The organism is Pasteurella atlantica, assembly GCF_963693435.1.
GTDB classification, from domain to species: domain Bacteria; phylum Pseudomonadota; class Gammaproteobacteria; order Enterobacterales; family Pasteurellaceae; genus Phocoenobacter; species Phocoenobacter atlanticus.
Genome location: NZ_OY856306.1, coordinates 1749870 through 1772317, shown reverse-complemented (window position 1 = coordinate 1772317; position 22448 = coordinate 1749870). Strand labels below are relative to the sequence as shown.

Genomic DNA, 22448 nt, shown 5'->3' with positions numbered 1-22448 from the left:
GTTGATCAAAATTTGCAAATTTTTGATTAAATCATACCGCTTGTTTTTTCTTAACAAGACTGTCCAATAATTAATGGACAAGTAATCGAATTTTCTCCTATCGAATTTCTTCCCTCAATAAAATGCAGTGCTGCCTGTTTTCCCATTTCATAGTGGGGGAGTTGTACAGTGGTGAGTGACGGTTGAAATAAGTGTGTAACACCAACCATATTATCGTAACCAACCACTGCCACATCTTCTGGGATACGAAAACCTCTACTTAATAAGAGTTGATAAGTGAGAAATGCAATACGGTCATTACCACACACTATAATATCAAAATCTAATTTCTTAGGATTATTCTCTAACAACTTTTCAAGCGGTTTTGCTCCATTTTCGTAAGTATGAGGTGTACCAATCATAAAATGTTGTTCTGGTATCTGAGGATTTAATTGACTAAACCAAGCTTTTTCAAAACCATTTTTACGCTCTTTGGCTGCGATGGATTTTTCTGGAATATACATACAAAGGGGCTTTTTATAGCCCTTTTTAACCAATAGTTCAGTTAAATCAAACTGCCCTTGAAAATCATTAGGAATATAGCTTGCTACATCAACATCATTCGTCACACAATTTGATAACACCATCGGAATATTATGTAATTTTTGAGGAATTTTTACTTCTTTTAAACCATTTCTTGCCACGATAATCCCAGCTGGACGATAAGATAATAAACGTTCTGCTGCCTGTTCCATTTCTTGCTCATCATCTTCAAACGTATTGATCACAAAAGAATGCCAGCCGTGTTGTCGCACCGTTTTTTCAATTGCAAGAATGATTTCAACAGAGAATGGCGTCGTTGCTGTACCTAAAGATAGCACACCGATCGTCTTGCCAGTTGATCCTCGAATGTTTTTTGCAGAAAAATTAGGCACATAATTCAGTTCATCAATTGCTTTTTTTACGTGTTTATAAGTTTTTGCAGATAATTTCTCAGGATTATTTAATGCTCTAGATACGGTCATTAAAGAAACCCCTGCCAATTCTGCGACTTGTTTTAATGATGCCATTTTTATTATCCTTCTTATTTTTTTCTATTTTACCTGTAATACTCTCTTTTTTGTTAACGTTAACCGCAAAAGTGTGATCTGGTTCACAAAATTAAAATGATAACCTTAACATTTGTGAGCTAGATCACATTTATAAGTATTTATGGCTTGATAAGTTTTTTGATAACGTTAACATTTGGCGAAATTTATATATTTTAAATAAGGAGTTTTCTATGTCAGAAACACTATCTAATCAAGGTCAACAGCACTATTATCTTACCAATAGAAATTATTGGGTATCAGGTGCTTATTTCTTCACATACTTTTTTATTATGGCAACCTGTTTTCCTTTTCTTGGGATTTGGTTGGGCGATATCAATGGTTTATCTGGCGAAGACATCGGTTTAGTTTTTTCATCAATGTCATTTTCAGCTATCTGTTTCCAACCTATTTTTGGTTACTTAACCGATAAACTCGGTATTAAAAAACATATGTTATGGGTGCTTGCGATTACTTTACTTTTCTATGCCCCTTTCTTCATCTATGTTTTTGCACCACTCTTAAAAGTCAATGTCTTTTTAGGGGCATTATCTGGTGGGGCTTATATGGGCTTTGTGTTTAAAAGTGGGGCACCAGCTTCCGAAGCTTATATTGAACGTATTAGCCGTTTAAGTCGTTTTGAATATGGACGTGCGAGAATGTTTGGTATGTTTGGTTGGGGAATTTGTGCCTCTTTGGCAGGCAACTTGTATAGTTCAAATCCTAATTCTGTTTTTTGGTTAGGCTCTATTGCCGCTCTTGTATTATTAGTTTTAGTCGCAATGATGAAACCTTCAAATAGTTCAACTTCTGCTGTGATTGATAAATTAGGTGAGAATAAAAATCCTGTAAGCTTAAAGCAGGCTTTTGCTTTATTAAAACGTCCACAATTTTGGGCTTTAATTGCTTATGTTGTGGGTGTGGCTTGTACCTATGATATTTTTGACCAACAGTTTGGTAATTTCTTTAATACGTTCTTTGAATCGAAAGAAAAAGGAATTGAAATGTTTGGTTACGTAACAACGCTCGGAGAAACATTAAATGCAATTATTATGTTCTTCGTTCCAGTCATTATTAACCGCTTTATCGGTGCAAAAAATGCGTTATTGATTGCGGGTGTAATTATGAGTATTCGTATCACAGGATCTTCATTTGCAACGGAAGCGTGGCACGTCGTGGTATTAAAAACTTTACATATGTTTGAAGTACCTTTCTATTTAGTCGGCTTATTTAAATATATTTCAAATGTGTTTGAAGTGCATTTTTCTGCAACTGTTTACTTAGTGGCTTGTCAATTTATTAAAGAAGTGGTAAGTATGGTTGAATCGCCAATTGTGGGCAAATTATATGACATACACGGCTACCAAGATACCTATTTCATTCTTGGTTGTATCGCTTTTGGTTTTACTGTTCTTTCTCTGTTTGCTTTAACAGGAAAAAAATTAACACCAGAACAAGCTTAGTATAAATGAACAAATAAGGAATTATTACAATGTTACTCACAAATCATTTTCAAGATCCCGAAGTGATTCATATCAATACCACGCCACATCACGCTTATTTTATTCCTTTTGAAAATGAGCAAAAATGTGCAAAAAGTGATAGAAATTTGTCCGCTTATGTAACTTTATTAAGCCAATGCGACTGGGGATTTAGCTATTTTGAAAGTTATCAAGATTTGCCTGAAAACCTCCCTGAAAACATAGCAGAACAGCCAGCACAGGCAAATATCCCTGTGCCGTCAAACTGGCAGAATCACGGTTATGATCAACATCAATACACCAATATCAATTACCCGTTCCCGTTTGATCCACCTTATGTACCAACGCAAAATCCTTGTGGATTATATCAACGAGAATTTGAGGTTAACCTTAAATCGGATAAGCGTTATTTGATTAACTTTGAAGGGGTCGATAGCTGTTTCTTCTTATATGTTAACCAAAAATTTGTCGGATATAGTCAAGTCAGCCACGCCACTAGTGAGTTTGATATTAGCGATGTATTGCAAAATGGTACAAACCATATCGCTGTTTTAGTACTAAAATGGTGTGATGGAAGCTATTTAGAAGATCAAGATAAATTCAGAATGTCAGGTATTTTTCGTGATGTGTATATCTTAGAACGTGAACAAAATTATCTGCAAGATTTCTTTATTAGAACACAATTATCAGATGATCTTTCATCTGCCACTTTAACGGTTGAGACTTCTTTCTTAGAACAAGCTCAGTCTATTGATTTTCAGATATTTAACCCACAAGGCGAATTGATTCTTGAAAAACAAGCGGTGAATTTATTCGAAGAATTTACAAATATTCAACTCTGGAATGCGGAAAATCCCGCGTTATATAGCCTAAGATTGCACTATGGCAATGAATGGATTGAGCAAAAAATCGGATTTAGAAAAATTGCCGTTGAAAATGGCGTGCTGTTATTCAACAACCAACCGATTAAATTCAAAGGGGTTAACCGTCACGACAGCGATCCAAAAACAGGTTATAGCATTAGTTATGAACAAGCGATCAAAGATCTTACTTTGATGAAACAGCATAATATCAATGCGATCCGCACCGCTCACTATCCTAACGCCCCTTGGTTTACCGAGCTTTGCGATAAATACGGATTTTATGTCATCAGCGAAAGCGACATTGAAAGTCACGGACCAGTAATGTTGCCTGTGCCACAACCTGAAAATAGCATTTTCTTAAATGTATCGAATGAAAACTGGGATAAACAAATTGAGCAAGATACGATCGATAATTTCTGTTATTTTGCAAGAGATCCAAGCTTTAAAGCGGCGATTTTAGATCGTACTTTTGCAAATATTGAACGAGATAAAAACCGCACCTCGATCCTTGTTTGGTCGCTTGGTAATGAAAGTGGTTATGGTGAAAATTTTGAAGAGGCAGCAAAATGGGTAAAAGATCGTGATCCTGAACGCCTCGTACATTATGAAAGCTCAATCTACCAACATTCACAACATAAAAATGATCTCACTAACTTAGATTTTTACAGTGAAATGTACAGCGACACCGACGTGGTCGAAGAGTATTGCTCAAAACCACAAAGCAAACCATTCTTAATTTGTGAATACAGCCACGCAATGGGCAATTCCAACGGTGATCTTGAAGACTACTGGCAAACCTTCCAAAAATATGACACAGCTTGTGGGGGCTTTATTTGGGAATGGTGCGATCACGCCAACCAGCTACCAAATGATCCACAAAAATTAGGTTATGGTGGCGATTTCAAAGAAACAATGCACGACGGTAATTTCTGTGTGGACGGTTTAGTGTCGCCAACACGTGTTCCACACAGCAATTTACTTGAATTGAAAAATGTCAATCGTCCTGTGCGAGCCTGTTTGAGAGACGGAAAAATTGAATTTACCAACCATTTCGATTTCACCAACCTTTCTGAGATCACCATTAAATATTGCCTCTCAGAAAATGGTTATGCGATTAAGCAAGGGGAATTTGAACTTAATTGTGAGCCTCATCAATCCACTTGTGTGCCTTTCGTATTACCAAAACGCAATGGTAATGTATGGCTACTCGATATCACTTATTTTGCAAAAAATGCCACAGAATTGACCCCTTGTGATCATAAGTTAGGTTTTGATCAAATTAATATTTTTGATGATACAATGATTACCGCTGTTTTTAATAAAAAACAACCAAGTCATTTTACTATTAAAGAAAGCACACAAACCTTAGTAGTAAAAAATGAACAACTTTATTGTGAATTTAATAAAAACAAAGGAATTTTAAATCAGCTACAATATCAAGGTAAAACCATCATTGAACAGCCATTAACTTTCAATATATGGCGTGCCCCAACAGATAATGATCGTCTTGTCCGAGAATTATGGCAAAATGCAGGCTATCACAATGCTGATAGTCGAGCTTATCAAGTTTCAGTAGAACAATTTAGTGATAAAGTGGTGGTTTTTGCTGATTGTGCAATCGTAGCAACAGCACGAGAAAGAATTGTCACCTTTAACGTGCAATATCATATTCACCCTGATTACATTGAGATAGTGGTACTTGCAGAGCGAAAAGCCCACTTACCTTATTTACCACGTTTTGGACTCGCATTTAGCTTGAATAAACAAAGTGAAAATGTGGAATTTTTTGGTTATGGCGAAGGAGAAAGCTATATTGATAAGCACTATTCAACAAAGCTCGGGCGTTATACAACCACTGCCACACAAAATCATACGGATTATTTCAAACCACAAGAAAATGGTAGCCACTATGGGTGTCACTATGTGAAAACTGATAATCTATTGATTAGTGCCAATCAACCATTTAGCTTTAACTACTCGCCTTATTCCCTTGAAGAGTTAACGAGTAAAGCACACCATTATAATTTAGAAAAATCATCATTTAATCATTTATATATTGATTATAAAATGAGTGGTATTGGCTCAAATTCTTGTGGACCAAATTTAAAAGGTAAATATCGCTTAAATGAAACTGAATTTAATTGGGTAGTTAGATTAGATTTTAGCTAACAAATAACATTTAATAGCGGTGCGATGTTGATCGAAATTTGCAAATTTTTTGTCACATCATACCGCTTATTTGATTTCTATGTATTTTGAACAATTATATTATTCATAACGTCCGATTATTCCCTCATCAAAATATCCATTCGTCAAGGTATGCCTTGATGCTACAGTTATAATACATAAGTATAGACAGAGAATACCTTGTCTACATATCTTTAATGCTTTTAATAATTGCTTATTTTACAAGCAACTCTTTTTTAATTTTGTATTAATTAACCTTTTTCGCTTGCGTTTTTTTTTTTTTTTTTACAATGGGTAAGTTTTGCTCTATTTATGTTTGTAATATAGTCATAATTTTTAAGATGTTAATTTTGATTAAATGCAGTAATAAATAATAGAGTGTTTTAAAGTATATTGAGAGGTAAATTCTATGAATATCATCCAAAGTTTAGGCACAACTAAAAGTGTCACACTTCCATTTGATAGACAACAAATTGTTACAACATTAAAAAGTGATAATGACTTATTAATTAAGCTGAATAATGGTGAAGTGATCAAAGTGGAGGGCTATTTTGAAACCCCTCGACACTTAATTTTAAATCCAGAACAAGGTAAGCCTATTCAATTACTTGAAATTGATGATGTTTCAGGAAATATTTTAAGTAGTAGAGTATTGAGTTCTGCAGAAGTGCCAGAATTATTGGGCAATGACTTAGCGATGTTAAGTTCACAAACATCAGAAGAGCTAGTATCAAATGGAGTGTATGAGAGTGTAGCCAGTGGAACAGGAGCGGCAACTAGTAGTGGTATAAGTAGTGTTTTATTGGGATTAGGGGCAGTTGGTGCAACATTTGGAGTGGTTGGTGCTATAAAATCCCAAGATCGTTCTCATAATAATGACACATCCAAAGAGAGTAGTAATCAGAATAATACAGCGGTTGTGCCTGAAGAGGCAAAGAAAGCGGAACCAAAAGAGAATATTGAAAAAGTAGATAAAACAGAAAAAGAACCATCAGAAGAGGTGATTGAAAAACAACACATAGAGAAAAAAGAAGCAGATGTAGAAAGTGTTGAAAAAGATACTCAGGAAATTAAAGATCCAAAAGTAGTAGATAAAGCGGAAGAACCATCAGAAGAAGTGGTTGAAAAACAACATACAGAGAAAAAAGAAGCAGATGTAGAAAACTGTGAAATAGATACTCAGGAAATTAAAGATCCAAAAGTAGTAGATAAAGCGGAAGAACCATCAGAAGAAGTGGTTGAAAAACAACATACAGAGAAAAAAGAAGCAGATGTAGAAAACTGTGAAATAGATACTCAGGAAATTAAAGATCCAAAAGTAGTAGATAAAGCGGAAGAACCATCAGAAGAAGTGGTTGAAAAACAACATACAGAGAAAAAAGAAGCAGATGTAGAAAACTGTGAAATAGATACTCAGGAAATTAAAGATCCAAAAGTAGTAGATAAAGCGGAAGAACCATCAGAAGAAGTGGTTGAAAAACAACATACAGAGAAAAAAGAAGCAGATGTAGAAAACTGTGAAATAGATACTCAGGAAATTAAAGATCCAAAAGTAGTAGATAAAGCGGAAGAACCATCAGAAGAAGTGGTTGAAAAACAACATACAGAGAAAAAAGAAGCAGATGTAGAAAACTGTGAAATAGATACTCAGGAAATTAAAGATCCAAAAGTAGTAGATAAAGCGGAAGAACCATCAGAAGAAGTGGTTGAAAAACAACATACAGAGAAAAAAGAAGCAGATGTAGAAAACTGTGAAATAGATACTCAGGAAATTAAAGATCCAAAAGTAGTAGATAAAGCGGAAGAACCATCAGAAGAGGTGATTGAAAAACAACACATAGAGAAAAAAGAAGCAGATGTAGAAAGTGTTGAAAAAGATACTCAGGAAATTAAAGATCCAAAAGTAGTAGATAAAGAAAAAGAACCATCAGAAGAAGTGGTTGAAAAACAACATACAGAGAAAAAAGAAGCAGATGTAGAAAACTGTGAAATAGATACTCAGGAAATTAAAGATCCAGAAGCAATAGATACAACAGAAAAAGAACCATCAAAAGAAGAGCCGAGATTGGAATTAGATGTAGAAGGTTGTGATTTTGGAGATAATCCTGCTGTAGTGGAGAGACCTGTAGATGAAAAAATAGATATAATAGAAAAAGAACCATCAAAAGAAGAGCCGAGATTGGAATTAGATGTAGAAGGTTGTGATTTTGGAGATAATCCTGCTGTAGTGGAGAGACCTGTAGATGAAAAAATAGATATAATAGAAAAAGAACCATCAAAAGAAGAGCCGAGATTGGAATTAGATGTAGAAGGTTGTGATTTTGGAGATAATCCTGCTGTAGTGGAGAAACCTGTAGATGAAAAAATAGATATAATAGAAAAAGAACCATCAAAAGAAGAGCCGAGATTGGAATTAGATGTAGAAGGTTGTGATTTTGGAGATAATCCTGCTGTAGTGGAGAAACCTGTAGATGAAAAAATAGATATAATAGAAAAAGAACCATCAAAAGAAGAGCCGAGATTGGAATTAGATGTAGAAGGTTGTGATTTTGGAGATAATCCTGCTGTAGTGGAGAGACCTGTAGATGAAAAAATAGATATAATAGAAAAAGAACCATCAAAAGAAGAGCCGAGATTGGAATTAGATGTAGAAGGTTGTGATTTTGGAGATAATCCTGCTGTAGTGGAGAGACCTGTAGATGAAAAAATAGATATAATAGAAAAAGAACCATCAAAAGAAGAGCCGAGATTGGAATTAGATGTAGAAGGTTGTGATTTTGGAGATAATCCTGCTGTAGTGGAGAAACCTGTAGATGAAAAAATAGATATAATAGAAAAAGAACCATCAAAAGAAGAGCCGAGATTGGAATTAGATGTAGAAGGTTGTGATTTTGGAGATAATCCTGCTGTAGTGGAGAGACCTGTAGATGAAAAAATAGATATAACAGAAAAAGAACCATCAAAAGAAGAGCCTCAATTGGAAAGATACGCTGAACTTTGTGATCTGGGTGTTAATCCTCCTTTGGTGGATGATACTGTGTATGAAAAAATAGAAATAACAGAAAAAAAACCATCAAAAGAAGAGCCTCAATTGGAAAGATACGCTGAACTTTGTGATCTGGGTGTTAATCCTCCTTTGGTGGATGATACTGTGTATGAAAAAATAGAAATAACAGAAAAAAAACCATCAAAAGAAGAGCCTCAATTGGAAAGATACGCTGAACTTTGTGATCTGGGTGTTAATCCTCCTTTGGTGGATGATACTGTGTATGAAAAAATAGAAATAACAGAAAAAAAACCATCAAAAGAAGAGCCTCAATTGGAAAGATACGCTGAACTTTGTGATCTGGGTGTTAATCCTCCTTTGGTGGATGATACTGTGTATGAAAAAATAGAAATAACAGAAAAAAAACCATCAAAAGAAGAGCCTCAATTGGAAAGATACGCTGAACTTTGTGATCTGGGTGTTAATCCTCCTTTGGTGGATGATACTGTGTATGAAAAAATAGAAATAACAGAAAAAAAACCATCAAAAGAAGAGCCTCAATTGGAAAGATACGCTGAACTTTGTGATCTGGGTGTTAATCCTCCTTTGGTGGATGATACTGTGTATGAAAAAATAGACATAACAGAAAAAGAACCACTAAAAGAAGAGCCACGGTTGGTAGATGATGGTGAATCTTGTGAGGATATTGAGGAATATTTAGTGGATGATAATGTATATATGGAAGGTAATGAACATCAGTTGTATATTTATAAAAATAGTGAGCATTCAAATATGGATCATTTTACAGGTATTCAAAATATTTATTTATCAGGAAAAGAGTTGAAATTGACTATTTCTGATGATGTACTAGATAAAATTGCAAATGATGATAATGATCATAAAGTAATAATAAATAGTGAAAAATTAGATGATGAACTATATTTAGAAGGTAATTTCATTAAAACGACTGAAACAGAAAGTCATAATGGTCAAGAGTATATTAAATATACTGATGAAATAGGTAATGCATTAATTGTTGATCCTGATATTACAGTAATTTAATTCCTTACTTAGAGACTGGGCAATGTGAACTAACCCTCATTTTGCCCAGTTTCTTGTATCTGTGTATATCAAACGTAGCGTCAAGGCATGCCTTGACGGATGGGTAATATAATTATATATCAATTGGTTATGTGAGTATTTGATAAAATATAGCGGTTACATCCAGTTCAAAATTTACCATTTTTATGCTTACTTTTTTTAATAACTACACATTACCGCCTATAACTAAAAGGTGGCTTTGCAAACCAAATAATTACCGTTAACCCTAAGAAAATAACCGCAGATAACCAAAAGACTTCATTGGCGGCAATAATTAATCCCTGTTTGGTGATTTCTCTTGCAAGTTGACCAGAAGCAGCCATTTCATTAAGTCCAATTTCAGCCATTTGTTGATAATATTGCTGAGCATTTGGCGTATAAGGTGTGATTGCTTCAACAAAACGTTCGTGATGCAGGGCTTCTCGGTTATACCACATTGTAATATTGATAGAGGTTCCTATTGAGCCTGCTAGCGTTCTAAGAAAATTAAATAAACTGGTAGCAGAGGCTATTTTCTCAGCGGGTAAGCCTGATAGAGTAATAGTGGTGAGTGAGATAAAAAAGCAGGCTACGGCTAAACCTTGCACAAATTGAGGAAATGCCACATTGCCAAAATCCATTTCAGGTTGAAAGGTTAAGGCTCGCCAGCCAAATGTAAAAGAGTACATAATAAAGCTAAATGTCACCAAGTAGCGAATATCAATTTTATAACCAAATTTTCCAATAATTGGGGTGACTAAAATAGGTAATAGTCCAATTGGAGCGGCGGCAAGACCTGCCCAGGTGGCGGAGTAGCCATAGACGGTTTGCAGTAAAATGGGCATAAGCACCACTGAGCCAATATAGAGCAAATACGCCATACAGGTAGTTAAACAGCCGATGGTAAAATTACGTGAGCGGAATAGGGTAATATCAATAATCGGATTGCTTTCGGTAAATTCCCAAATTGCAAAAATAATAAAGAATGTGACCGCTAGAACGGCTAATAAAATAATTAAATTTGAATTAAACCAATCTTGCTCTCTGCCTTGATCTAACATTAACTGAAAACAACTAACACCCAACACTAATAACACCAAACCAATGGTGTCGAGTGGTTGTTGGACGATTTTGGTTTCCCTATTCGCAAGCAGTGTTTTTGAGGTCAAAACAACAAAAATTCCAATAGGAACATTGATAAAGAAAATCCATCCCCAGTGAAAATTATCACTAATCCAACCACCTAAAATAGGCCCTAAAACAGGGGCAATCACTAAAATCATAGACCAAAACGCCAATGCCATTGATTTTTTTTCAGGGGGATAATTATTAAGTAATAAACTTTGAGAAAGTGGAATTAATGGACCTGAAACCAGCCCTTGAAAAACACGAAAAACTAATAGCATTTCTAAGCTGTTTGACATTCCGCATAACCAAGAGGCAAGGGTAAAAAGTGACACCGAAATTAAAAATAATTTCACTTCCCCCACTCGTTTTGCAAGCCAACCTGTAATCGGAATAGAAATAGCATTTGAGACCCCAAAAGAGGTGATAATCCACGTGCCTTGTGAACTTGAAGAACCCAAATCACCGACAATAGTGGGAATAGCCACATTAGCAATGGTAGAATCTAACACCTGCATAAAAGTGGCAAACCCTAATGCAAAGGTGAGGATAACTAATGTTACGCCTTTTAGCATACTATTGTTCATTTATATTCTGTTTAATAATATGTGAAATACGTTGTTCAATTTCAGATTGCTCGTATTCAAGTGCATCTGTTGTATAAAGAGGTGTTGAACGTTTTTGTTGCAATAATACGTCCCCATCTTTGTTTGTTACCTCTATTTTTACGCTGGCAGATAAGCCCATTCTCAGAGGATATTTTTCTAACTGTTGTGGATCTAATTCAATTCTTACAGGTACTCGTTGAGTGATTTTAATCCAGTTTCCAGTGGCATTTTGAGCAGGTAATAGAGAAAACGCACTGCCAGTACCAAGTGCAATACCTGTGACTTTTCCATCAAACTCAATATCATCGCCATACATATCAACAGTGACTTTAACAGGTTGTCCAATTCGTATATTTTTTAATTGTGTTTCTTTAAAATTTGCATCAATCCAAAATTGATATGGCGGAATAATTGCCATTAAAGGCGAATTTGTACCCACACTTGCTCCAAGTTGTACATTACGTTTGGCTACATAACCCTCCACAGGGCTTAAAATTTGAGTCCGTTTTAATTTTAACCACGCCTGTTTAACAGAAGCTATCGTATTTTGAATACTAGGTTGCTCAATCAAGGGAGTTTGTTGTAATAGGGATTTACTTGAGGCTAGTTGTAGTTTAGCAAGTTGTAAATTCGCATACGCCATCGTCATTTTATCTTTAGCGTGTTGTACGCTTTCTTGATCGATAGAATGGGTTTTGGCTAATTTTTGACGACGAGCTAGATCATTTTTGGCTTGAGCAAGGGAAATTTGTTTGCCTTTCACCGTTTCTTGTAACTGTTTTACACTGTAGTTGAGTTGCTGAATATTTCGTACTGCACTTGCTAATGCAGTTTCTGCCTGTTTTAACGCCAGTTCTTTATCACTGTTATCCAATACCACTAAAACATCACCTTTGTGTACAAAATCCATATCTTCAACATTAATTTGTACTACATTACCTGCAACTTTAGGGGTGATCATCACTTGATTACCGACTACATAAGCGTCATCAGTGGTTTCATAGCCTTTAAAAAAGAACAACCAACATATTGAAACAATAACGATGATAATAAACAATAGCCCAAAGAACAGACTAAATGCTTTTGTTCTTTGCTTTTTCTTTGATAAATCTGATCCTGTTTCTGACATCTTTTTTATCCTTACTCTTTTGCTTGATTTTCAATATGCATAGCCAATTTTTGCAAAATTTTCATTAAATCTGACCGCTCTTGTTCATTTAAAATAGAAAATGTTTCACTAATCAGTTTCCATTGATTAGGTAAAAAATCAGCCATAAATTGATTACCTAAATCCGTCAATTTCAGAGAGAATGCTCGACGATCTTCTTTTATCAATTGACGAAATAGCCAATCTTTTTTCTCCAACTCATCTGAAATACGAGTAATATTGGTTCGAGAAGAACCTAATATGGCACTTAATTTAGAGGGCTGAATTTCCTGATTGGGTTGGTAATAAATAATGACCAGTGCTAAAAATTGCGTATGGTTTAAACCAAATTCTTTTAATAAACGATTACGATTATCCAAAAAAAGTTGATTGGTATGTAGCATTAATCGAGATAGCACAATTTCATCAACGGGTGCATATTTATTACTTTCATTGATCATCGTTCGCATATTTTGTAGTTGTTTATCAAATTTATTATTCAAAATATAAATCCTGTTGGTCATAATTTAGTTACTCATTATATAATAACTTGCGTTACTATCAATAGAGTAATTATAAAATTTTACAAAAAATAGACAAAATCATACCGCTTGTTTTCTTCTCCAAAATATTATTTACATTATATTTAACTATTAAATCAATAATTAAAACCTATTAAAATACCTTTTTAAGGATAATCTTTATTCGTTTGAAGCCTTTTATTTCCTATCTTTATGCTTTATATATCAACATATACTAATGCGAATAGATTGCATTTATTATAATAAATCAAAGAGTTAGGTAATAATGGTTCTTATTTGATTATCAACAATGTGGATGTTATTGAGAATTTGGTTTACAATGTATTCAATGTTACAACCTATCGAATAGAACAAATGGAGAAACCAAAATGTTAAAACAATCAATTATCAACAAATTAAACGAGCAAATAAATTTAGAATTTGCATCTTCAAATATTTACTTACAAATGAGTTCGTGGTGTGCTTATCACGGATATGAAGGAGCGGCTGAATTTTTGTTACGTCATGCGGATGAAGAACTTGAGCATATGCAAAAACTTTTTGATTATGTGAGCGAAACGGGTGGTTTACCATTGCTAGGTACAATTGAAGCACCTCGTACCGAGTTTGAATCATTACAACAAATCTTTGAAATTACGTTAGAACACGAAAAATTTGTTACGAGTAAAATTAATGAATTAGTCGAGGTGACTTTTGATAGTAAAGATAATTCTGCATTCAATTTCTTACAGTGGTATGTAAGTGAGCAGCACGAAGAAGAAACTTTATTCAATGGTATTGTCGATAAATTTAATATGATTGGTGGTGATAAATTAGGTCTTTACTTAATTGATCGTGAATTAGCAACACTTGGTGCAAACCATTAATCCATTTACAAAGAGGAAAAAAATATGTTATCAAATAAAATTATTACAATGTTAAATGAACAGTTAAACTTAGAGCTTTATTCATCAAATTTATATCTTCAAATGAGTGCGTGGTGTGCTAATAAAGGTTATGAAGGAGCGGCAGCTTTCTTACGTGAACACGCAACAGAAGAAATGGTACATATGAGAAAGCTATTTACTTACTTGAATGAAACTGGGGCATATACGACCATTGCTGAAATTGAAGCACCTAAATCAGAATTTTCATCATTGAAAGAAGTATTAGAACTTACTTTTGAACACGAAAAACTAATTACTAAGAAAATCAACGAATTAGTAGAGATTACCTTGGCAGAAAAAGATTTTGCATCATTTAACTTCTTGCAATGGTATGTGAGCGAACAACACGAAGAAGAAACGTTATTCGGTGGCATTTTAGATAAATTGAATTTATTAGGTCAAGACAGTAAAGGTCTATATTACATTGATAAAGAATTAGCAAAATTAGTTACAGCATAATTATTATTTAATTGACACGAGAGAGACAGAATATATTCTGTCTCTCTTTCTTTTTTGTTGAATTAAATATCCACGTCATCAAAAAGAGGTGTACTTAAATAACGCTCAGAAGCAGAAGGAAGAATAGCAACTATTATCTTATCCTTAAATTCGGGTAATTTTGCTAAACGATCCGCTACAGCAACCGCTGCACCTGATGAAATCCCCACCAATAGACCTTCCTTTGCCATTAATTGACGCGCAGTTTCAATCGCAGTTTCACTGTCCACTTGTTCAACTCGATCAATGAATGTTAAATCTAAATTTTTAGGAATAAACCCTGCACCAATGCCTTGAATTTTATGCGGAGCAGGTTTAATTTCTTGATGATTTAAAGTTTGTGTAATGACTGGGGATTCTTTTGGCTCAACAGCAACACTTATAATCTGTTTGTGTTTATCTTGTTTGAAATAACGAGAAATACCTGTTATTGTGCCACCTGTTCCTACGCCAGCAACAATCACATCAACATTGCCTTGTGTGGCATCCCAAATTTCAGGGGCGGTTGTTTTTTGGTGAATATCGGGGTTAGCAGGATTATCAAATTGTCTTAACATTACATAATGTGTAGGATCGCTAGCTAAAATTTCTTCCGCTTTTGTTATTGCCCCTTTCATTCCTTTTGAACCATCAGTTAAGATTAAATTTACTCCCAACCCTCGTAATAATCGTTTACGCTCAAGACTCATTGTTTCGGGCATTGTTAACGTTAATTTATACCCTCTTGCTGCTGCAACATAAGCAAGTGCAATACCTGTATTCCCACTGGTTGCATCAATAATTTCTTTATCTGAAGTTAATATACCATCCTCTTCAGCCTGCCATACCATATTTGCTCCGATACGGCATTTTACACTAAAACTTGGATTACGAGATTCTACTTTAACTAAGATATTACCTTGATTTCCGAAGTGTTTTAAGCGAATAAGAGGCGTATTGCCTATTGTTAGAGAATTATCTTCGTAGATTTTCATTGTGGTTCCTTTTTTTATTTAATTTCAAAAGATAATACGTTTTTCTTAAATTATTCACTAGGAAAATTTTTTTATATGAAATAACAAAAAGATATAAACCGATAAGTAAACAAAATGTAAAAAGAGAAGTGATATCATTTGATTTTTGTGATTTGTATCATAGAATTAAAGATAAAGCATATATAAGGGAAGTAAATAGTGTTATTATAGAGGGATGATTATTAATTTTTTATACTTAAATTTAGGAGAATATTATGCAAAACTGGACAAATGAAATGTGGACAGCCGTTGTAATTGCTTTTGTCATTGGTTTAATTTTAGGTTACTTCGTTATGTATTTTACTAAGGGAAATGTAAAACAACATGTTAAACTTGAAAAAGAATTTAAAAAAGTAAAAGCAGAAAAAGAAGTACAGAAAAAACAGTTGGAAACGCATTTTTCTGAAAGTGCAGTGTTATTATCAACCCTTGCAAAAGATTATAAAAAATTATACACGCACTTAGCGGATGGTTCTGAAAAATTATTACCTGAAACTCACAGTATCGATCTTTTTGAACAACTTCAGTTAGAAGACAATAAAGAAGCGTTACAACCTAAAGAGGTAGAAACGGTTATAGAACCTCTTGTTGAAACAGAGAAAGAGAAAGCAGAATAAGTCGTAAATAGCCGTAAACAGAAAATATTGTCTCTTCAAAACGGCGTTAGGTTAAAAGTAGGGCTCAAATTTATCTTTGAGCCCTCCCTAAAATAAACAGAGATCATTTCTTAAAATTATGCTTAAGCATAAGACATTTGTTTTATAAATATACTAGGCGACACTTTTTAGAAAAGTATTACCTAATTTTGTGTATTTTGTATATTTTTTCCAATAAACCAAATCATCCATTCTAAAAAAGCATAAAAAATGCTATATTCCTAGGCTATGTTTATTTAATTTGAAGATGAAACAATGGCGAATTATTTTGATATTTCAGTGGCAGTCGCAGGGGCTTGTCAAGCGGGTAGTTTAGTGCAGAAATTTGCACATAAAGGAAACAGCGGAGAGTATAATGAAGTCCTTAGTGATTCTTTAAAAAGTTTGTTTGTTTCGCAACCTGATAGCACTTTAGCGGTATTTGATAATGATTTATCTCACTTAAAATTAGGCATTGAAGTTGCAATGGCTCAATTTGGTGGCGGTAAAGGTAATTTAGATACTGAAGTGAGTCGTTATTGGATTGGAATACTTGCATTGAGTAAAAAATTACTAGAAAATCCTGTGGCAAAAACTGAACTGATACAACGCTTACAACAAGTTGAGCGTCAGTTATTGATTTGTGAAAATGATATACTAAATGAGCAAATTATTGCGAATTTAGCGAGTATTTATAGAGAAGTTATTAGCCCATTGGGTACACAAATTCAAGTAACAGGTTCGCAACAACACCTTTCTCGAACAGATGTTCAAAATCGTATTCGTGCTACATTACTTGCTGGTGTACGAGCAGGTGTATTATGGCAACAAGTTGGCGGAAAACGCTGGCAATTTTTGTTCGCACGTAAAAAAATCTTAAACCAAATGCAATCTTTTTATCAAACCTTATAATTTTATCGGAGAATATTTTATGGAACTGAATACCCTTACCGCCGTGTCGCCTATTGATGGTCGCTATCAAGACAAAGTCGCAGATTTACGTCCAATTTTTAGTGAATTTGGATTAATTAGATTTCGTGTAATGGTAGAGGTTCGCTGGTTACAAAAACTCGCTGAAAATACTGAAATCAAAGAAGTTTCTACATTGTCACAAGAAGCAAACGATTACTTAAATCAAATTATTATGAATTTTTCATTACAAGACGCTCAGCGAATTAAAGAGATTGAGCGAGTCACCAATCACGATGTTAAAGCCGTAGAATATTTTTTAAAAGAGAAAAGCGAGACGTTACCTGAATTAGCGAAAATCAGTGAGTTTTGGCACTTTGCTTGTACGTCGGAAGATATTAACAACCTTTCTCACGCATTGATGTTAAAAACCGCACGTGAAGAGGTGCTATTGCCACAATGGAAAGCGGTAACCAATGCGATTGTTGAGCTAGCAAATCGTTATCAACATATCCCAATGCTATGCCGTACACACGGACAGCCTGCGACCCCATCAACAATGGGTAAAGAAATGGCAAATACCGCTTATCGTTTAAAACGTCAATTTAAACAGTTGCAACAAATTGAGATACTAGGAAAAATCAACGGTGCAGTAGGGAATTATAACGCACACTTATCGGCTTATCCTGAGATTGACTGGCATAAATTTAGCCAAGAATTTGTAACGTCATTAGGCATTGAATGGAACCCGTACTCAACCCAAATTGAGCCACACGATTATATTGCGGAATATTTTGATTGTATCGCACGTTTCAACACGATTTTAATCGATTTTGACCGTGATTTATGGGGTTATATTGCGTTAAATTATTTCAAACAACGTACAGTTGCGGGTGAAATTGGATCAAGCACAATGCCACACAAAGTGAACCCGATCGACTTTGAAAATTCCGAAGGAAATTTAGGGTTAGCCAATGCGTTAATGAGCCACCTTGCTCAGAAATTACCAATTTCTCGCTGGCAGCGTGATTTAACGGATTCTACGGTATTGCGTAATCTAGGTGTAGGTGTGGGCTATTCGTTGATTGCATACAGCTCAACTTTAAAAGGGATCAGTAAATTAGAAGTGAACGAAGATCGTTTGTTAGAAGATCTCGATCAAAACTGGGAAGTATTAGCTGAACCTATCCAAACCATAATGCGTCGTTACGGTATTGAAAAACCGTATGAAAAATTAAAAGAACTCACACGAGGCAAGCGAGTAACCAAAGAAATTATGCAAAATTTCGTTGAAACTTTACCGCTTCCACAGGCTGAAATTGAACGCCTAAAACAAATGACACCAGCGAATTATATTGGTTATGCGGTGGAGTTGGTGGAGAAGTTGGGTTAAGGTTTTAAGAAAGTCCATTGAATGGACTTTTTTGTGAGGTTTAAAATGAATAATTATAGATATTTGAAAGATCTTTATTCTTATAAAGAGTGGAAAAGTCAAGAAAATAGAAAAAAACAAGATAGAAGAGAGTTTTTTTCTAGTTATGGTTTGTCTATAATTTCTCTTATTACATTATTTGCAATTATATTAGGTGGTTGCATTATTTATGTACATTTGACAGAAATAAATGCGATATCTATTTTTCCTAATCTAATAGCAAATAAAAATACGTTTATTGGAGTTACTATTTCTGGAATTATTTTTATAAGTATAATGGCTTTTATTCCATTTCTATTTTCTATTGGATTTAGATTAATTCGTAGTGATATAAGAATAAGCATCTTAAAAACAGAAAATAATTTATATATTATATTTTCTATATTATCTATTATTTTTGAATTTATATATTTCTCTTTGTTTAAAGATTTGGATTGGTGGTACCATTTATTATTTTTAATAATACCAATCATGATTGTTATAAATATAAGTAGTACATTTGTTGAAGGTAAATTGAATATAAATAAGGTTATTAGTGCTTCTTTTATGTATCTTTTTTTCCTTTTTTCTTTTATAGGAGCTTTGTTTTTTAGGCTTCAAGTAGGAGGAATAGATATGTATTTTATGATTATTTTTATAATTCATTATATTTTCATGATAATATTTTTTATTTTTCCATTAAATGTATTATTGTATATTTCTATTTTTATACTTTATATCTTTATGGTAATTTTTATACCAATCTATATCGAGAATATATTGGAATTTAATTTAAAATATAAAGGCATATCAAATCGTATTTTAGAAGTGTTAGATATAAAAGAAAATCCAGAACGATCAAACTGGTATTTACTAGATAAACGCTTTATTGAAAATAAAATATTTGAAGTAGTTAAAGATAAAGAAAATACTTCTAATAAGTTAAAAGATAAATTTATAAAATGGCAGGCTATATATATTGCAAGTAATTATGATTATTACTGTGATCATAGGAATAATTGTAAATCAATAATAGGAAATCAGTCTAAATACTCAAATGTCCTCTATGGCTATTTTGCTTGGAATTTGGGAGAAACAAAAGTCTTTTGTCCTAGTAATATTCTGATTGATAAAATAGAGAATGATTCTAGAAAAACAATTCAAGAATTTATGAAAACAAATAATCAACATCCTTGCCTTTTCATTAAAGGCGAATATTTAACTCCATTACCTGGTAGGTTATAACTCAAAAACATTCAACCAAGCGGTTATATTTTTATGAAAATTTACAAAAGTTGCAAAAAATAAAGAAAATCTAACCGCTTATACATTAAATCTTCCAATAAAACTCTTACTATATTGAAGCATTACAGTTGAAACTGGATGATTATTAATCATAGACTTTTTTATGTTTTTTGTTTAAAATGCAAATCGTTATTATTTTTAAACAAAGGGGCTAATGTGAAAAAACTTCATAAATCAATTATTTTAACAAGTACAGTGGCTGTTGCATTACCTGTGTATGCAGATAATGCGGAACAATCAACAATCAACAATTAGTAGTAGAAAATAAACTGTCAGAAGTGGTGGTTTACGGACAACAAAATACAGGACTTTCTTCAACTCAAAAAATTACCAGCAAAGAGATTGCAAAAACACCCGTTTCAAATGGGAATATCTCTGATTATTTAAAATCTAATTCACATATTCGTTTTGAAAATAGTGATGAAACAAGTTTAATGCGTGGTGAAATCAAACCAGCTGAAATTTCTATCAATGGTGCTGAGGAATCTCAAACTAGTTATTATGTCGATAATGTAAATATTAACAATGACTTAGGTAATAGTAGCGAAGGTTTTTTTGATGGTACATTTCAAATGTTACCTAAAATGCAATCAGGACAGGGATATTTCTTTGATGCAAACTTATTGTCTTCTGTTGTAGTTCACGATAGCAATGTGTCTGCGAGTTTAGGCGGTTTTTCTGGTGGAGCTGTTGTTGCTAAAACAAAATATTATGACGGTACGGATCGTGTGAAATTACGTTATAGAACCTCTCGTTCTCAGTGGGCTAAATTTGAATTAAATGATACCTATGGTGAAGGTGATGCGAAAAGACCATTATCAGAAATCTTTAATAGTGCTACACCATTAGGGGCAGAAGCACCTTATCAACCTGACTATAAGAAAACATTTTTTAGTATTTCAGCTGAAAGAGCATTAACGGATAAATTAGGTGTGGTTGCTGGAATTAGTCGCCGTGAGTCAGATATTCAGCAAAGTAGAATTGTGTCAATGGATAAAGAAACTGGCAAAGTTGATTTATCAAGACGCAATCACACTCGCCGTTCGGATAATGCGTTAATCAATTTTAATTATGCCGCTTCAGATGATGATCGTTTTGAATTAGGTTTGCGTTATTCTAAATACAGTGAAGGTAAATTCTTTGATGTAAATATAGATAGCGATTTATATGATTATCATAATGCCTATGGTGCAACGTTAGCTTGGGTTCATAGTTTAGACAATGGTGTGGTTACTTCAACTCTTGCTTATGATAAATTCAAAGATGAGCGTTATTCTAGTGCGACTAAGTTTTCAAAAACATTGATTGAAGAATACGATGAAAACTACAATATTATTCCCAAAGTTAATTTTGAAAAAGGTGGAATGGGGACTTCTACGTTAAAACAGCAGAATATCCATTATTCAATGGAGTATGCGATCAATCCATTTGAATTAGGTTCAACAAGTCATTCTGTTTCTGTGGGTGGATTATATCAACAAACAAAATATAATTTTAATAGAAAACAAGATGTTGAGAGTGAATTAACTCAAATTACGTTTATACCTGCTATGCCTGATATTGGATTTGAAGCTCAGTTTATTGAAGGCGATAAAGAAACTGTACATTACAAAAAAGGTTCTGTGAAAGCAAAATACCAAAATCTTGCACTTTATGCAGAAGATTTAATTCGTGTTGGCAATTTTGATTTTAGACCAGGAATTCGTATTGAACGTGATGATTTCTTAAAAAATACCAATATTGCTCCTCGTTTTGTAGCAAGTTGGTCTCCGTTAGAGGAAACCTCAATGAGTTTAGGTTTAAACCGTTATTATGGACGTAGTTTTGCTGTAATGGCGTTAACCGAGCAGGTTTATAAGTTAGATGATTCTTATGGTTCAGCGGGTAAACCTCAATTCCGTTATAAAAATTTAAGAGATTTTAAAACACCTTATTCTGATGAGCTAAGTTTAGGTTTTTCTCAGCATTATAAGAACGTTAGTTTAGATTTAGGTTTTATTCATAGAAAACATAAAAATCGAATTGTTTTAGATGAACAAACTGAAAAAGAGTTTGATCTAAATGGTAGAGAAAATCGATTTAAACTGAGACAGTATAAAAAAGGTAATGATTATAGCGTGGATATTTATACGTTGAAATTATCTAATAAAGAAGCTTGGCAATTAGGAAAAACCTACTGGAATACCTCATTGAATTTTGATTGGTTAGAGACTAAATCAGTGGATATGGGATTAGGTTATAATCCTAATGAGATTGTTAATTTTAATGGAACTGAAATGACACGCAGTCAAATGATGAAAAAAATTAACAATAATCGTGAGAATTGGACGGTGCGTTTAGGTTTGGATATGCAAGTTCCTGATTATAACCTTGATTGGACGAATAAAGTTTATGTTAAAGCACCAATTAAAGGGGCGAATAATACGGCAGGTAATACTTATGAAAGCTATAATTATGGCTCTCACGTTCAATGGGATACCGGTATTCGTTGGGCACCAAAATTTGGTCAACATAGTCCTTATATTAAACTAGATGTGCTTAATGTTTTAAATAAAACGAGAAAAGGAATGACAAGCAGAGGCATTAATAATGGTTTCTATACTGCTGGTCGTGAATTCTGGCTTGAATTAGGCTATGAATTTTAATTAACCTTTAAATATCAATT

Annotated in this window: 15 protein-coding genes; 10 read left to right on the top strand and 5 right to left on the bottom strand. The window is 33.7% G+C overall.

Features of this window, described 5'->3' with window-relative positions; all coding sequences use genetic code 11:
- Positions 1-50: 50 nt before the first annotated feature.
- A complete protein-coding gene (locus tag U9966_RS08260) occupies positions 51-1049 on the bottom strand; it encodes a LacI family DNA-binding transcriptional regulator (RefSeq protein ID WP_306347363.1) in 999 nt (332 codons plus the stop codon).
- A gap of 212 nt (positions 1050-1261) precedes the next feature.
- On the opposite strand from U9966_RS08260, the gene U9966_RS08255 reads away from it, so the two are divergent.
- The 3 genes from U9966_RS08255 to U9966_RS08245 all read left to right on the top strand — a co-directional run bounded on the left by U9966_RS08255 (position 1262) and on the right by U9966_RS08245 (position 9646).
- The gene (locus U9966_RS08255; protein WP_306347362.1) at positions 1262-2530 is read left to right on the top strand and encodes an MFS transporter; all 1269 of its coding nucleotides are present in this window, start codon (positions 1262-1264) and stop codon (positions 2528-2530) included.
- A gap of 29 nt (positions 2531-2559) precedes the next feature.
- Complete coding sequence (locus tag U9966_RS08250; RefSeq protein ID WP_306347361.1) at positions 2560-5580, top strand: glycoside hydrolase family 2 TIM barrel-domain containing protein; 3021 nt, start codon at positions 2560-2562, stop codon at positions 5578-5580.
- Between the two features lie 427 nt (positions 5581-6007).
- Positions 6008-9646 carry a BapA/Bap/LapF family prefix-like domain-containing protein gene (locus U9966_RS08245; RefSeq protein WP_322631696.1) on the top strand — a complete coding sequence of 1213 codons (3639 nt, stop codon included), beginning with the start codon at positions 6008-6010 and terminating at the stop codon, positions 9644-9646.
- Between the two features lie 212 nt (positions 9647-9858).
- On the opposite strand, the gene U9966_RS08240 is transcribed toward U9966_RS08245, so the two are convergent.
- Genes U9966_RS08240 through U9966_RS08230 form a run of 3 tightly spaced genes read right to left on the bottom strand, consistent with a single transcriptional unit; the run spans position 9859 to position 13047 of the window.
- Positions 9859-11376 (bottom strand): DHA2 family efflux MFS transporter permease subunit, encoded by a 1518-nt coding sequence (locus tag U9966_RS08240; protein ID WP_306347357.1) that lies wholly within the window; start codon positions 11374-11376, stop codon positions 9859-9861.
- Positions 11366-12526 (bottom strand): EmrA/EmrK family multidrug efflux transporter periplasmic adaptor subunit, encoded by a 1161-nt coding sequence (locus U9966_RS08235; protein WP_306347356.1) that lies wholly within the window; start codon positions 12524-12526, stop codon positions 11366-11368. Before U9966_RS08235 ends, U9966_RS08240 begins: the two co-directional genes overlap by 11 nt.
- An 11-nt stretch (positions 12527-12537) precedes the next feature.
- Positions 12538-13047: a MarR family transcriptional regulator gene (locus tag U9966_RS08230; protein ID WP_306347355.1), complete on the bottom strand. Its 510-nt coding sequence runs from the start codon at positions 13045-13047 to the stop codon at positions 12538-12540.
- Positions 13048-13454: 407 nt separating this feature from the next.
- Here U9966_RS08230 and ftnA (U9966_RS08225) point away from each other — a divergent pair, with 407 nt between their 5' ends.
- Both ftnA (U9966_RS08225) and ftnA (U9966_RS08220) read left to right on the top strand, forming a co-directional pair.
- On the top strand, positions 13455-13952 hold the full coding sequence (gene ftnA / locus U9966_RS08225) for a non-heme ferritin (protein WP_090920331.1): 498 nt from the start codon (positions 13455-13457) through the stop codon (positions 13950-13952).
- 24 nt (positions 13953-13976) lie between these two features.
- Positions 13977-14471: a non-heme ferritin gene (gene ftnA / locus U9966_RS08220; protein ID WP_306347353.1), complete on the top strand. Its 495-nt coding sequence runs from the start codon at positions 13977-13979 to the stop codon at positions 14469-14471.
- 62 nt (positions 14472-14533) lie between these two features.
- On the opposite strand, the gene cysK is transcribed toward ftnA (U9966_RS08220), so the two are convergent.
- Positions 14534-15484: a cysteine synthase A gene (gene cysK / locus U9966_RS08215; protein ID WP_306347352.1), complete on the bottom strand. Its 951-nt coding sequence runs from the start codon at positions 15482-15484 to the stop codon at positions 14534-14536.
- A gap of 254 nt (positions 15485-15738) precedes the next feature.
- On the opposite strand from cysK, the gene U9966_RS08210 reads away from it, so the two are divergent.
- From U9966_RS08210 to U9966_RS08190, 5 genes are all read left to right on the top strand, one after another.
- A complete protein-coding gene (locus U9966_RS08210) occupies positions 15739-16140 on the top strand; it encodes a Z-ring associated ZapG family protein (protein ID WP_229577201.1) in 402 nt (133 codons plus the stop codon).
- Between the two features lie 294 nt (positions 16141-16434).
- On the top strand, positions 16435-17070 hold the full coding sequence (hflD, locus tag U9966_RS08205; protein WP_306347351.1) for a high frequency lysogenization protein HflD: 636 nt from the start codon (positions 16435-16437) through the stop codon (positions 17068-17070).
- Between the two features lie 19 nt (positions 17071-17089).
- Positions 17090-18460, top strand: coding sequence for an adenylosuccinate lyase (gene purB, locus U9966_RS08200; RefSeq protein WP_306347350.1), 1371 nt, complete (start codon positions 17090-17092; stop codon positions 18458-18460).
- Between the two features lie 45 nt (positions 18461-18505).
- Positions 18506-19723 carry a hypothetical protein gene (locus U9966_RS08195; RefSeq protein WP_306347349.1) on the top strand — a complete coding sequence of 406 codons (1218 nt, stop codon included), beginning with the start codon at positions 18506-18508 and terminating at the stop codon, positions 19721-19723.
- 341 nt (positions 19724-20064) lie between these two features.
- On the top strand, positions 20065-22428 hold the full coding sequence (locus U9966_RS08190) for a TonB-dependent receptor plug domain-containing protein (protein ID WP_306347348.1): 2364 nt from the start codon (positions 20065-20067) through the stop codon (positions 22426-22428).
- Positions 22429-22448: the final 20 nt, after the last annotated feature.

Coding starts and splice junctions, on each gene's coding strand:
- U9966_RS08260 (WP_306347363.1), bottom strand. CDS start 1,049: ATGGCATCATTAAAACAAGTCGCAGAATTGGCAGGGGTTTCTTTAATG.
- U9966_RS08255 (WP_306347362.1), top strand. CDS start 1,262: ATGTCAGAAACACTATCTAATCAAGGTCAACAGCACTATTATCTTACC.
- U9966_RS08250 (WP_306347361.1), top strand. CDS start 2,560: ATGTTACTCACAAATCATTTTCAAGATCCCGAAGTGATTCATATCAAT.
- U9966_RS08245 (WP_322631696.1), top strand. CDS start 6,008: ATGAATATCATCCAAAGTTTAGGCACAACTAAAAGTGTCACACTTCCA.
- U9966_RS08240 (WP_306347357.1), bottom strand. CDS start 11,376: ATGAACAATAGTATGCTAAAAGGCGTAACATTAGTTATCCTCACCTTT.
- U9966_RS08235 (WP_306347356.1), bottom strand. CDS start 12,526: ATGTCAGAAACAGGATCAGATTTATCAAAGAAAAAGCAAAGAACAAAA.
- ftnA (WP_090920331.1), top strand. CDS start 13,455: ATGTTAAAACAATCAATTATCAACAAATTAAACGAGCAAATAAATTTA.
- ftnA (WP_306347353.1), top strand. CDS start 13,977: ATGTTATCAAATAAAATTATTACAATGTTAAATGAACAGTTAAACTTA.
- cysK (WP_306347352.1), bottom strand. CDS start 15,484: ATGAAAATCTACGAAGATAATTCTCTAACAATAGGCAATACGCCTCTT.
- U9966_RS08210 (WP_229577201.1), top strand. CDS start 15,739: ATGCAAAACTGGACAAATGAAATGTGGACAGCCGTTGTAATTGCTTTT.
- hflD (WP_306347351.1), top strand. CDS start 16,435: ATGGCGAATTATTTTGATATTTCAGTGGCAGTCGCAGGGGCTTGTCAA.
- purB (WP_306347350.1), top strand. CDS start 17,090: ATGGAACTGAATACCCTTACCGCCGTGTCGCCTATTGATGGTCGCTAT.
- U9966_RS08195 (WP_306347349.1), top strand. CDS start 18,506: ATGAATAATTATAGATATTTGAAAGATCTTTATTCTTATAAAGAGTGG.